This is a genomic window from Nocardia sp. NPDC023852, assembly GCF_040639505.1.
Lineage (GTDB): Bacteria > Actinomycetota > Actinomycetes > Mycobacteriales > Mycobacteriaceae > Nocardia.
The window spans coordinates 1-11928 of sequence record NZ_JBFAAB010000020.1 but is presented as its reverse complement, the minus strand read 5'-3'; the positions used below and the strand labels follow the sequence as shown (position 1 = coordinate 11928).

General features: G+C 64.0%; 13 protein-coding genes. 10 read left to right on the top strand and 3 right to left on the bottom strand.

Annotated features, from left to right (window positions below):
• Nucleotides 1–72: 72 nt before the first annotated feature.
• The 7 genes from AB0H00_RS23485 (at nt 73) to AB0H00_RS23455 (ending at nt 5836) form a co-directional block, all read left to right on the top strand.
• On the top strand, nt 73–549 hold the full coding sequence (locus AB0H00_RS23485) for a helix-turn-helix domain-containing protein (RefSeq protein ID WP_357269774.1): 477 nt from the start codon (nt 73–75) through the stop codon (nt 547–549).
• Between the two features lie 244 nt (nt 550–793).
• Complete coding sequence (gene secY, locus AB0H00_RS23480) at nt 794–2104, top strand: preprotein translocase subunit SecY (RefSeq protein WP_357269771.1); 1311 nt, start codon at nt 794–796, stop codon at nt 2102–2104.
• A 76-nt stretch (nt 2105–2180) separates the two neighbouring features.
• The gene (locus AB0H00_RS23475) at nt 2181–3029 is read left to right on the top strand and encodes a response regulator transcription factor (protein ID WP_357269768.1); all 849 of its coding nucleotides are present in this window, start codon (nt 2181–2183) and stop codon (nt 3027–3029) included.
• 177 nt (nt 3030–3206) lie between these two features.
• The gene (locus AB0H00_RS23470; protein WP_357269765.1) at nt 3207–3524 is read left to right on the top strand and encodes a hypothetical protein; all 318 of its coding nucleotides are present in this window, start codon (nt 3207–3209) and stop codon (nt 3522–3524) included.
• A complete protein-coding gene (locus AB0H00_RS23465; RefSeq protein ID WP_357269762.1) occupies nt 3481–4302 on the top strand; it encodes a HEAT repeat domain-containing protein in 822 nt (273 codons plus the stop codon). The genes AB0H00_RS23470 and AB0H00_RS23465 overlap by 44 nt, the downstream gene beginning before the upstream one ends.
• Nucleotides 4274–4747, top strand: a complete 474-nt coding sequence (locus AB0H00_RS23460; protein WP_357269759.1) for a hypothetical protein — start codon at nt 4274–4276, stop codon at nt 4745–4747. Before AB0H00_RS23465 ends, AB0H00_RS23460 begins: the two co-directional genes overlap by 29 nt.
• 213 nt (nt 4748–4960) lie before the next feature.
• Nucleotides 4961–5836: a TIGR03621 family F420-dependent LLM class oxidoreductase gene (locus AB0H00_RS23455; RefSeq protein ID WP_357269756.1), complete on the top strand. Its 876-nt coding sequence runs from the start codon at nt 4961–4963 to the stop codon at nt 5834–5836.
• A gap of 115 nt (nt 5837–5951) precedes the next feature.
• Here the strand turns inward: AB0H00_RS23455 and AB0H00_RS23450 are convergent, their stop codons facing one another.
• The gene (locus AB0H00_RS23450; RefSeq protein ID WP_357269753.1) at nt 5952–6335 is read right to left on the bottom strand and encodes a hypothetical protein; all 384 of its coding nucleotides are present in this window, start codon (nt 6333–6335) and stop codon (nt 5952–5954) included.
• Between the two features lie 637 nt (nt 6336–6972).
• On the opposite strand from AB0H00_RS23450, the gene AB0H00_RS23445 reads away from it, so the two are divergent.
• The 3 genes from AB0H00_RS23445 to AB0H00_RS23435 all read left to right on the top strand — a co-directional run bounded on the left by AB0H00_RS23445 (nt 6973) and on the right by AB0H00_RS23435 (nt 8971).
• On the top strand, nt 6973–7107 hold the full coding sequence (locus AB0H00_RS23445) for a hypothetical protein (protein WP_357269750.1): 135 nt from the start codon (nt 6973–6975) through the stop codon (nt 7105–7107).
• Nucleotides 7056–7397 carry a Tn3 family transposase gene (locus AB0H00_RS23440; protein ID WP_357269747.1) on the top strand — a complete coding sequence of 114 codons (342 nt, stop codon included), beginning with the start codon at nt 7056–7058 and terminating at the stop codon, nt 7395–7397. Before AB0H00_RS23445 ends, AB0H00_RS23440 begins: the two co-directional genes overlap by 52 nt.
• A 104-nt stretch (nt 7398–7501) precedes the next feature.
• Nucleotides 7502–8971, top strand: a complete 1470-nt coding sequence (locus AB0H00_RS23435; protein WP_357269744.1) for a hypothetical protein — start codon at nt 7502–7504, stop codon at nt 8969–8971.
• Between the two features lie 371 nt (nt 8972–9342).
• On the opposite strand, the gene AB0H00_RS23430 is transcribed toward AB0H00_RS23435, so the two are convergent.
• Both AB0H00_RS23430 and AB0H00_RS23425 read right to left on the bottom strand, forming a co-directional pair.
• Nucleotides 9343–10119 (bottom strand): ESX secretion-associated protein EspG, encoded by a 777-nt coding sequence (locus AB0H00_RS23430; protein WP_357269741.1) that lies wholly within the window; start codon nt 10117–10119, stop codon nt 9343–9345.
• A 115-nt stretch (nt 10120–10234) separates the two neighbouring features.
• Nucleotides 10235–10861 (bottom strand): hypothetical protein, encoded by a 627-nt coding sequence (locus tag AB0H00_RS23425; RefSeq protein ID WP_357269738.1) that lies wholly within the window; start codon nt 10859–10861, stop codon nt 10235–10237.
• Nucleotides 10862–11928: the final 1067 nt, after the last annotated feature.

Sequence of the window (11928 nt, the reverse complement as noted above, 5' to 3'; positions counted from 1 at the left end):
CAATAGCATCTGCACAGATACATCATTACAGATGTTTCTCTGCAGATGTATCAGTTGGTACAGTGACTCTTCGTGAACGGCAGGCAACTGCACCGCTTGGCTCGTCGGCTCAGCGAGCTGTCCCGGCAGGCCAGCGTCTACCCCGGCGACCCGATCCCGCCGCCCGGAGAGTCCGCCGTGCTGAGCGAAGTGGCCGAGCATCCCGGCTGCTCGATCAACCAGCTCTCCGCATCCACCGGTTTCGTTCAGAGCCACATCTCCACCCTGGTGGCCGGGCTGGTCGAACGCGGCCTGCTCACCACCGACACCGACCCCGCCGACCGCCGCCGTACCCGCGTGCACCCTGCCGAAGGGCTGACCCGTGGCATCAACCGCCGGCAACGCCCCATCGACAACACCCTCGCCGTCACACTCGGCGATCCCGCCGCCGCCCGGCGCGCCGCCGAACTCCTCGACGAACTCGCCACCCTCCTACTGCCCGACAACCGGCTCACCACCAACTCCGGCGCGGAGGCGGGTTCTCGCGACTCTATGGCTCCGGAAGGCTGATGCCGGAGATGTGGGCGCCGTAGCCGCTGACGGTGCCTTCGTAGGCATCTCGCACGTGGGCCGAGTAGCTCTTCGAGGCGTACGGAACCGATGATTCCCGCTGTCGGGGGAGATCGAAATCCGACCCGCGGCCGACGTGGCTGGGGCATGGATTTCCGTACTGTCCAAGTCGCACGGCAGGTTCGGCTCCTCCTATCACAGCGTGAGCGCCTGTCCTTCACTCGCGCCTTTGTCAGGAGGATCTGTGCTTCCCGCCTTCGTATCTGCTTTCCGGACACCGGACTTACGGCGGAAGCTTCTTTTCACGCTGGGTCTGCTCGCGCTGTATCGCCTCGGTGCGACGCTTCCGTCACCCGGTGTCGACTACAAGTCGATTCGCACCTGTATCGATATCGTCTCCGGCGGCGACTCCGCTGGGATTTATCAGCTCATCGATCTGTTCTCGGGCGGCTCGATGCTGCAGCTGTCGGTGTTCGCGATCGGCATCGTGCCCTACATCACCGCCGGCATCATCACTCAGCTGCTGACCGTCGTGATCCCGCGGTTCGAGGAACTGCGTAAGGAAGGCCAGTCCGGTCAAGCGAAGATCACGCAGTACACCCGTTATCTGGCAATGATATTGGCGGTTCTGCAGGCGTCGGCATTGGTGGCGCTGGCCGCGCGTGGGCAGCTACTGCGCGGCTGCCCCGCTGATATCGTGGCGGACAAATCGTTGTTCGGCATGGTGGTCACTGTGCTGGTGATGACGGCGGGCGCGGCAGTGGTGATGTGGATCGGCGAACTGGTGACCGAACGCGGTGTCGGCAACGGTATGTCGCTGCTGATCTTCGTCGGTATCGTGGCTCGAATCCCGAGTCAAGGTAAGTCGATCCTGGACAGCAAAGGCGTGCTGATCTTCGCCGCGGTGTGCGTCGCGATGTTGCTGACGCTCGTGGGGGTGATCTTCGTCGAGCAGGGCCAGCGACGAATTCCGGTGCAGTATGCCAAGCGCGTGGTCGGTCGCAAGATGTACGGTAATTCGTCGACGTATCTGCCGCTGAAGGTCAACCAGGCCGGCGTCATTCCTGTCATCTTCGCTTCCTCGCTACTGTATATACCGACCCTGCTCGCGCGATTGGATCCGCAGAGTTCGGGCAAGTGGCAGGAATTGATCGAGAAGTATCTGGTCACCCCGGGCAATCCGGTTTATGTGACGGTCTACTTCGCGCTGATCCTGTTCTTCACATACTTCTATGTCGCGATCACCTTCGACCCGGCGGAGCGCGCGGACGAGATGAAGAAGTTCGGCGGTTTTATCCCGGGCTACCGGCCCGGCAGACCGACCGAGAACTACCTCGGGTATGTCCTCAGCCGGATCACTCTGCCCGGCTCCGTCTATCTCGGCGCTGTCGCGGTATTGCCGAATCTGCTGGTGCATTTCGGTGCCGTCGGCTCGGCACAGAGCCTCGCGTTCGGCGGTACCTCGGTACTGATTGTGGTGAGCGTCGGTCTGGACACGATCAAACAGATCCAGAGTCAGCTGATCAGCAAGCGGTACACCGGGTTCTTGCGCTGATCACTCCATCGGGGGAGCTCGGATACTCCCGATTGTGTATGTACGCCGAAGGCTCGGGCATCTACGGTCGTAGTTCATGGCCACGACCACGTCGACACACCCACTGCTCCGGGTGGTGTCGTCGCTCTTGCTCGCGATCACCGCCACGATGCTCTCGGTGAGTTACGCGCACGCCGACACCTCGATCGGCAGGCGTGGCGACGCAGTGGAATTCGACCCGCGCGGATCGGAAGGCTCACCGCCGGGCGACATCCTCGCCGATGCACAGCACTCGACGATTTCGGTGTTGCTGGCCAACGATCACGCAGTGTTTCGTTCGGGCCTGCGGGCCGCGATCGGTACCCAGCCGGATATCTACTGCATCGCGGAGGCCTCCGACGCACTCTCCGCCATGCGGGAAATGGAGCGGTTACAACCCGACGTCGCCATTCTCGATCTCGACATGCCCGGTCTGGACGACATGGCCGCCATCGAGACGGTCGCGGCACTCGCCAGCAGGACCCGGATCCTCACCCTCGCCACCTCTGACACCGATGAGAACCTCTACCGCGCACTACGTCTCGGCACCAGCGGGTTCCTCACCAAGGCGCTGCCCTCCCAGGAACTGATCTCTGCCATCCGGATTGCGGCACACGGCGATGCCCTGATCGATCCACGCCTGACGCGCCGCCTGATCGCGCGGCTGACCGACGGAATAGAACCATTCCCCGCCGCACCGGAAGTCGAGACACTCACCGCCCGTGAATACGAGGTCCTGCTTCTGATCGCCAAGGCACACACGAACCCCGAGATCGCCCGCACCCTCGGCGTGGGAGAGCAGACGGTCAAGACTCACGTCTCCAATATGCTTGCCAAACTCGGTGTTCGCGATCGCGTGCACGCCGTCGTCTACGCCCACACCCGTCGCCTGGTTCCCCGCTCCTGACACCCGCTGAGGCCTCATCCGCCGACTACCGCGCATCTGATCCGCACCCGCCGGGCCGAGAATGACGGCCCCTGGAGGCAGCCGAGCACTTGCCGCATTTGTCGGCTGGTTCTGGCATTGTAGACGGCACCGCGACTGTCAACCGGGCGCTGCGCGCGCGGAGGATACTTATCGCCGATGAATATCGATCACTACATCGCTCAGCTGGACAGTACCGACCAGAACGCCCGGTCCGCAGCGGCAGATGCGCTGGTCGGCGCAGGCAGCAAGGCGTTACCGGCCTTGCTGCGCGCACTGCGCGAAGCGGACTCGGCAAGCAGTGCCGATGCCTGCATGACAGTGCTGCGCAGGCTCGGCCCGCTCGCCTACCGGGCGCTGCTCGAGCTGCTGAGCGGCAGCCGAGCCGAGTTCGATCGAAGCGAAGAGCCGAACCGAATACCGCGCTTGCCAGGTGCTGGGGCTGCCGGCTCTCAACAAAGCGGCGTTCTACGCTGAGCAGATACGCAGTGCGAACGTTGCCGCGCGACGAGGGGTTGTCGAGGAGATCGGCAGGCACGGCGCGACCGATTATGCATTTGTGCTCACAGTGCTACTCGGCGATATCGACGAGCAGGTGCGCGGCACGGCAGCGAAGTCGTTCGGCGAGTTCGGCGCGCAGATGATTCCACTACTGCAGCAAGTCAGACGGTCGAACCTGCCCGAACGGCGCGGCGCCCTCGACGCGCTCGCCGAAATCGGCTGGCACACCATCGCACCAGCAGACCTGGCGCTGCTGCATCGGTTCATCATGAGCAAGCTCGCACATGAGAGGCCCCAGCCCATTCCGGCAGCGAAGGAGTGTTTGTGGTGGGCGCTACCCACCGATAACCAAGCCGCGGTACTCGACGCGTTCGGGCTGTCGGATCCGGTCCCGGCAACCGTCGCAATGGGCAGCGCCGTTGCCTTGGACGAGCGACGACGTCCAGTCGATGAGGAGTGTCAACGGGTCTACGTCAGTCCTGCCCTCGACGGCTGGACGCTCGTTTTCGGCGACCCGGCTTCCCATTACCCCCGCGACGAACAGCGGATCCGCGAGTTGCAGGAATCCGACTTCTGGAAAACGATCATGGAGAATGAGCCGGATGCCATCAAACAGGCCATGCTCTCGAAGATGTCACGCCCGTCCAGGGAGGAACGTTGTGCCGAGCTGAGCGGACGATTCGGCGCAGCACCCTGGTACAAGGAAGCGGGCGACTACGAATCGGGTGGCTGGTGCATCGCCGGAAAACGGTGACACGATACGCGAAGCCGACCTCGAGGATTGCGTCCACGAGCAGCTGACGTTGTACGGAGATCCCCACCCGTCTGAACATGGTCTCCGCGCCGAGCCGGTGTCGGAGTGGTTGCGCGACCACGGCTTCGCGCCCGACGCATGGGACGACATCGTCTCCGAGGTCTTCAACCGCCGCATCGGGAATCGGGCCGGCGGTGCCGATTTCACCGAAAGGATGGAAGCGCCGTGGACGAAGTTCCAGCACCGGACCGGAATTCCGGACGCGATGGCCCCCATGCGTATCGCTGAACGGGCGTCTGTGAATCCGCTTACCCTGGGTCAGCACACCCGGATGGAAGGACACGGGGTAATCGCGCTGACCGAGCGTGGGCGACAAGGCGGTAGGCACCGTGGCGCTCTACCCATCTCATTCGACGTGGATTTTCTGCGGCAACTGGCGCTGTGACCTATTCTGTGCGCCCGCCCCAGGGGCACACCATCCCGCTAGTGCCACCTTTCGAGCGTTGTCGGGGTCGCCGTTCGCCGGTGCAGGTGGCTGTCGGGGTTCGGTTGCCGAGGGCATCGCGTAATCGGACGAGGTAGTGACAGCGAGGTAGATGTGGGCGCTGAGAGCGCCTGATCGGCTAACGTGCGAGGTGTGGAAGAAGTTCGAAATAGCGTGACACCGAGTCCTTTTCGGTTTGCCGTCGGCTTCTCCGCCGCGGACTCGCGCGCCGAGTGGCGGGGCAAAGCACAGCAAGCGGAAGACCTGGGCTACGACGTGATCCAGGTTCCCGACCATCTGGGTATGACTTCACCGTTCCCCACGCTGGTCACTATGGCGGAGGCGACGAACCGTGTGCACGTCGGCACGATGGTATTGAATGCGGGCTTCTACCGGCCTGCTCTGCTTGCTCGTGACGTCGCCAGCGTGGATCAGCTCACCGATGGCCGGTTCGAGTTCGGACTCGGTGCCGGACCGGATTTCGCGAAGCCCGAGTTCGAGGCAGCGGGGCTGCCATTCCCGGGCGGGCGGAAGCGTATCGACTACCTTCGGGACACCATCGGCGAGATTCGGACACTGTTCGCGAACGGTCACCAACCACCGGTCCGCCGCCGGATTCCGCTGCTGGTGGCCGGGCTAGGGGACCGCCTGGTGCGAGTGGCCGCCGAACACGCCGACACAGTAGCGCTGGCCGGGGTGCCCGTCGGTGCCGATATCGATTCCGAGGACGTCGGCATGGTTGCGCTTGCGCGTCGGGTCGAGTTCGTCCGCGCTGCGGCCGGAGAACGTTTCTCCGATCTCGAGTTGGGTCTGATGGTGCAGGCGGTGGACGTGCAGGGCCACGGCGCCACCGATCTGTCGCTGCCCCGCAGGTTCAACCCGGACCTGTCGGACGCACAGTTGCGTTATCTGCCTGGTGTGCTGCACGGATCCGCACGCGGCATCGCCGATACCCTGCGCCACTACCGCGATGCGTACGCCGTCACCCATTACTCCGTCTCCGAGACTCACATGACCGCTCTTGCAAAAGTGATCGAAGAGCTTCGGTGAGTGAGCCTGCTGCGACCTCATCGAGCCAGCCGCACACCAGGGGCCCCATTCGCGGTTGTAGAGCCGGAGTGTGCGGTAGTCAAGGGGATAGTGCCGTCGGGTGAATTGCGAGGTGTCATAATCCCGGCGGCGAGCAGCCCCCCTGACCTCCAGGGCCGGACAGCAGGATGACAAGGCCGAACCCGCTCATCATGGCGAGGATCCCGAAGCTGCTCGAAATAAGCCGAAGTCGGCTGATCCGATGGCGATGAGCGCACAGACCAGCCAGCAGGAGAAGCCCGACAGTCAGCATGATGCCGGCGCCGGTGACCTGAAAGATTTGAGCAGCCCTGAACTCCGCGTCGCGTGAAGCAGGGGGGCCATGGACCGCGTCGCAGTAATCACCGACCCCGTGGGCGAACAACAACAGACCACCCAAAAAGATGGCCGGCCCGAGAATGAACGAGCCGACGACATAGATCAATGCGAGTACAACCGGACGTTCCAGAGGCTTCACCATATGCACCGTAGTTCACCACCAGCACTGGAGATCCCGGAGCAGGAAGAACGGCCGAACGGTAGTGGCGAGCCTCCTCAGATGGCTCACCGCGGGAAAGCCCCAACATCAGTGGCAACGGACACGAGTTCGGGCATTGGTTGGGCTGCTTGCAGCCGGTTCCTGGTCGCGAATTGCGACACCGCCCGACCGGTGCGTCGGTCGGGCTGTGTCATCGTGGGCCCTCGCCGATAGCCTGGACAGGGAGGTTTGTCAGCCGTCCCCGTTGACGGTCGGGCCAGTTTCGCTTCGGCTCTTTTCTTCATCCCCACGCCGTTGAGTTAATTCTGTAGGCAGATGCGTCGCTGAACGCGAAACAGCCACCACCGCAAGTAGTGAGGTGTGTGATGGTTCTATCTTCGGCAATTATTTGGGTGAGTACAAATATTCCGATCCCAGGGATCGTTTAATGCGAATTCAATCGTCGATAGGATGTCGACGACCATTTCGCGACAGATCGAAGGCATGCGGAACACCGCAACCCTATTGACGAGGCAGGCCCACGGAAAGCTCACGGATCATTCGGACCTCCTACATCAACAGCGACAAGCCCTCCGGGGAGAGGGCGTGGCGCTATAAGGCGTTCCGCGAGATCGGCCGGGTGGTGCTCACGGTTCAACTACTGAAGTTCTTGTCGGACGCGCAGTTACGGCGGCGGACCACGGCCGAGACGAACAAGGTGGAGTGTCCTACAACCGGTTCTCTTCCTGGTGCCGGTTCGGCAACCACGGGGTGATCGCCGCCAACGACCCCGACGAGCAGGAGAAGATCCTCAAGTTTTCCACTCTGCTGAACAACGCGGTCATCTTCCACACGACCCTGGACATGATGATGGTGATCCGCGAGCTGATCGCCGAGGACTGGACAATCACGTCGGAGGACCTGGCCGTGCTCTCGCCCTATCTGACTGCCCGCATCCAACGCTTCGGCGAATACGCCACCGACGAGATCACGCTGACGCCGGAGCCGTTTGACGCCCACCTCGAACTCGACCTCACCCCGGCAGCGGCCGGAGCGGCTACGTGAGTCGCTGTGGGCACTGTGGACGAAGGGCAGGACAACCGAGTATGCGAACTGCGCGGACGAATATTCGATGGGACCAGCTGGAGAAGCGTGCAATCCTGAACCGCATGACCATCGAGCGGGATCGGCGGCGGACGTTCCCGCTCCTCGAACAAGTTGCCGCCGCGCACACTCCGGATGCCGAGCGGGAAGCGGCGTTCGACGAGTTGGCGCAGCTCGAGGACTACCGATCCCTCGCGCCACTGACAGCGTTGGTGCTCGACAGGCGGTTACCCGACGCGGTACGCCGCCGCGCGTCGGAGGTGGTGTCAGGTTTCGATGACACCACCGACGAGGAGATCCGGCGCGCGTGGTGGGCCAGTGAAGAACCCGTGGTAGCGCGCCACGCGCTGGGTTTGATGCAACGGACCGAAGCCGACATTGTGGTGCCGGTCGCCGGCGACGACGAGCACCCGTGGCAGGCCGACGCCTTGGAGGCCATGGGATTCGGGTTCGGCGAGGCAGAGTTCGTCCCGGTACTGGTTCGCGCGTTGCGGCACCGGGACGCGACGATCCGCAAGACCGCCGCGGACGTGCTGCTGTGGGAGGAACCAGTGGCCGCCGAAGACGGACTGCTCGAAGTCGCACACGGTCTCTCGGTCGAGGCCGCCGAACAAGCGATGGACACCCTGCGCTACTACCCGACTCGTCGGGTGCTGCGGACCTTGGCCGAGCTGCGCGCCGCCGACGATGAGCGGGTGCGCGCGGCCGCGGCACACAGTTTCGACGAGGTGGCATCTGAGTTCGGGGGCGCCGCGAGTTCGGATGATCCCGGAGTTGCGCTACTTCGTGACTGGATGCAACCCGTCCACGATCTGGTGCGCTGGACAGACTCCGTCGCAGAGCGACCGCGACCGCCCTATGTCAAGGCACCGCCCGAGCGACTGACCGTGGACGCCCTGCTGGCGCTGCTCGACGCACCCGACGGCGGCGCCCTTGACCAGGCGCTGCGCTCCAACGATTGGGTCGCTTACGATCAGTCGGCCCGCACGCTGCTGACCCAGCGGTTGGTCGAGCACCCCGAACCCGGGGTCCGTGAGAACGCCTGCATCGCACTGACCGTGTGGGCGAAAACCGATGAACTGTTGGACCTTTCGCGCGACCGGCACAGTGTGGTCCGCAAGTCCGCCATGTACCACCTCGCCCAAGTGCCCGCCGATCCCACTATCGCCGAGTTCTCCTGGCAGTGCCTTGCCAACCTGACGGGCACCAGAGCCCTAGAAGCTTTGCGCACCTATGTCGTGCACGCCCCCAGCGGACAGCCCCTGCAGCGGCTCACCGAACTTGCCCGGTCCGACGCTCGCGAAGTGGTCCGCTACGAGGCCATCCACATCCTCACGAAGCTGCACGCGGACAAAGAGCTTCACAGCCTCACCCCGTTACTGCACGAGCCACCCGGCGTCACCTGGGCGGTGCACAATGTACTCTTGGACGCCTGCCGCAAACGCGTCCTCCCCACCCCATCGTTGCGCCACCTGGCTGTCGTCGACAACCTGCACATCCAGATGGGGCTCGCGGAGCTCGCCGCACGAGGCTGACGCGAAACCGATCTGCGCGCCGCAGACGTTGCAACTCCTCATGGGGGACCAAGTAAGCCCGATAAGAGTAAGCAGCCTGCGCGCCGTGTGAGACGTGACGGGCCACGACGCATGCAAACCAGCGGCACGCGACTCGGCGAGCCTCTTCTTGATCGTGGTGGGCGCGGCACTGCGTGGCCGTCGGCTGTGGTGAAGGTGCCGTTTGTGGTGTGTCCCAGTGTGAGTGCACCGTACGCTCTATGCCCGTCCATTGCGGCGGTGATGGGGGTTGGCTGTGGTGCATACGGATCTTTTGAGCGATGGTGCGCTCGGGGATCCGCTGCTCTCCTGGTTTCAGCGTCGATCAGGCTGCGCTTCGGGTTTCGGATCGGCTACCAGGTTTCGGGGTCGGAGTCTGCTAGGCGTTGGAGGGCTTGGTCGATCCAGGTGGTGAAGTGGGTGGTCAGGTCGGTGGGGGTGGTGGGGCGGATGGTGATGTGGTGGGTGCGGAGTTCGGTGTAGCGGCCGTCGTCGGAGATGTCGTGCCATTGCAGGACTTTGGCGGGTTTTGCATGGGTGGGTAGTGGGGCGGTGAGGAGGACGGCGGTGCCGCCGCCGTCGGCGGGGCGGTGGAGGAGGCGTTGGTATTGCTCGCGGGGGGTGTTGCGGGCGTTGTCTTGGAGGTAGGTGTCGCGGCGGGGGGCGAGGTCGTCGGGGTGGAAGGTGGCGGGTTTCTCGGCGCCGGGTGGGCAGGCGGGGATTGCGTTCACGAGGCGGGTGGGGAGTTGTTCGGTGCGGAACATGCGGACGCGGATGGGGCTGTGCTCGTGTTGGGTGCCGGATTGGCTGAGGACTACGGCGCGATAGGTGTTGCGGGCGCCGATGATTCGGTATTCGCGTAGGTCGTCGTGGCCGGTGCTGTTCTTGTGTTTGCAGGTGCCGCCGAGGATTTCGATGCGAATGTCGGAGGTGCTCAGGGTGTGCAGTGCGGCGTTGATCTCGTCGAGTTCGTCGGGGGAGTAGCGGTCGCGCACCGCTGTGCGGTGGGTGTCGAAGTCGTCGCGGAAGGCGAAGCGGCTGGTGTAGCGCAAGGGGCTGGGAAAGCGGTCGTGTGCTTCGCTGTACCAGAGCGCGGCGAAATCATCTGGTTCCCAAGTCCATTCAGCCATTCGAGGTCCAATCTGGTCGCGTGGGGGAGGCGACCGCTATCGTGCGCGCACCCGCCCGCATGGCTTGTTTGGATGCCATGCGGGTGGATGCTGAGTCGAAGAGTGTTCGGCTGGCTCAGTCCGGGCTGCCGCCGATGACGCCGCCGGGCACCGTCCTCGGGATCTCACCGAGTAGTTTGTCGGTGTTCTCCTGGTTGATCAGGTAGTCCGGTGTCTTGTGCTCGGACTCGTCGTCCTTGCCGCCGCCCCGGGCGCCGGGTGCGGCCATACCGGGCATACCGGCGGAACCGCGTGCGTTTGTTGTTGCCGCTGCGGCCGCCGCCGGGTTCGTCGATGTGTTCGGAGGCTGTGGCGCGCCGGGGATGCTGCGTCCTGGTTGCGGCTGGTTCGGCGTGCCCGGGACGCCGGGAGTGCCCGGGCTGCTCGGGGTTCCGGTGCTGGTCGGCACGGTCTTGGTGGGGTCCGTTGTGTTGGCCGGAGTCGTCGCTGTGGGGTCCAGGCCGGTGGGCGTAGTGGGTGTCGTCGCGGCGGGTAGTTGCTCTTGCGTCGACTGGTCGCCGGGTTGTTCTTCGGTGCTCGACTCGTCGGGCTTGCCGTTGCCCTCTTTGTCACCTGGGGCGCCGGAATCGGTGGTGTCGGGACCGTTGCTCGGAGTGGATGAGGTCGGCGCGCCGCCGTTGTCGTCGCCCTGGTAGCCGCCCGGCGGAGGCGGCGGAATGTCCACGGACGCCGTGGGACCCACCGGTGTAGGCAGCACGGGGACAGCAAGGTCAAGGTGGGGCGGACCAGGCGGCGGGAGGTGTCGGGTCCTTCGTCGGTGAGTGCGGTCAGCTCCGGTCTGCCCTCCAATTTCACGGGGCCGAGCACGTCACGGACGCGGTCCAAGTCCGCCTCCAGGTGCGGGAAGACAGCGGAATCGATTTCATGTGGCACGCGGGCACTCCTGACTGGTTACATCGGTCATCTACAACACCGATCAATGTCAATTTGGCACCACTCTGACGCGGAAGATGTTGGTATCGGCCACTTTTGATGCGGCACGTGGGGCCGGTGACAGTGTGGGCAACCACGGCGGACAGCGGGTCCAGGCCCCGGAAATCCTGAACCTGGCCCGAGCCGCAAACTTGCCGGAACCCGCAGGGTCAGGACGTGGTGGCGGCGGCCCGCAAGTACACGTAGACGGTTTCGCGGTTGACGCCGAACTCCGTCGCATCGTATGCGAGTGACGAGCGCAACCGCAGGTCACTGAGCGTCTACGGCATGTTGCACCCCATCGGCGGCCACGGTGCGGACTACCATCATGGTCGGCTGGTAAGATAAATGCCTTTGGCAGTCAGCGATATTGCCGGGATTCGCCACAGCGATTCGCGAACTGTAGCGAGTTCGCATCTGATGCAATTGACGGCGCTTGGAGCAAATCCGCCCAATCCGGCGCTAGCGAGTTACCGCACATAGCTGCGCACTATGCGCGATAAGGCCCGGCGGGACCAGAATCGAGAAAAGTCTCGTTATCCGGTTTCGCTATCACCGGACGGGACGTGGGCGGCGCACTACCGCAGATAATTCGCGGAGTGGGCACCTCCTGACCGCCGCATCCGCCCAGATCAACACCGGAGCGCAGATAATGAGGACTTATCTGCGGTAACTCGGGCACCGCGACTTTTCGCAGATCTGGACCCCACATGCCGTGACCGGCTCTCGGTCTTGGGAGGACCGGCAGGTCATCCGGGATGCGCTGGCCGAGGTTTGGTCGCAATCGTTGGTGGCCGCCAGCGGGTGATCAGCAGCTTCGTGCCCAGTTTGCCTGCC

Coding starts and splice junctions, on each gene's coding strand:
- AB0H00_RS23475 (WP_357269768.1), top strand. CDS start 2,181: ATGGCCACGACCACGTCGACACACCCACTGCTCCGGGTGGTGTCGTCG.
- AB0H00_RS23470 (WP_357269765.1), top strand. CDS start 3,207: ATGAATATCGATCACTACATCGCTCAGCTGGACAGTACCGACCAGAAC.
- AB0H00_RS23450 (WP_357269753.1), bottom strand. CDS start 6,335: ATGGTGAAGCCTCTGGAACGTCCGGTTGTACTCGCATTGATCTATGTC.
- AB0H00_RS23435 (WP_357269744.1), top strand. CDS start 7,502: ATGACCATCGAGCGGGATCGGCGGCGGACGTTCCCGCTCCTCGAACAA.
- AB0H00_RS23430 (WP_357269741.1), bottom strand. CDS start 10,119: ATGGCTGAATGGACTTGGGAACCAGATGATTTCGCCGCGCTCTGGTAC.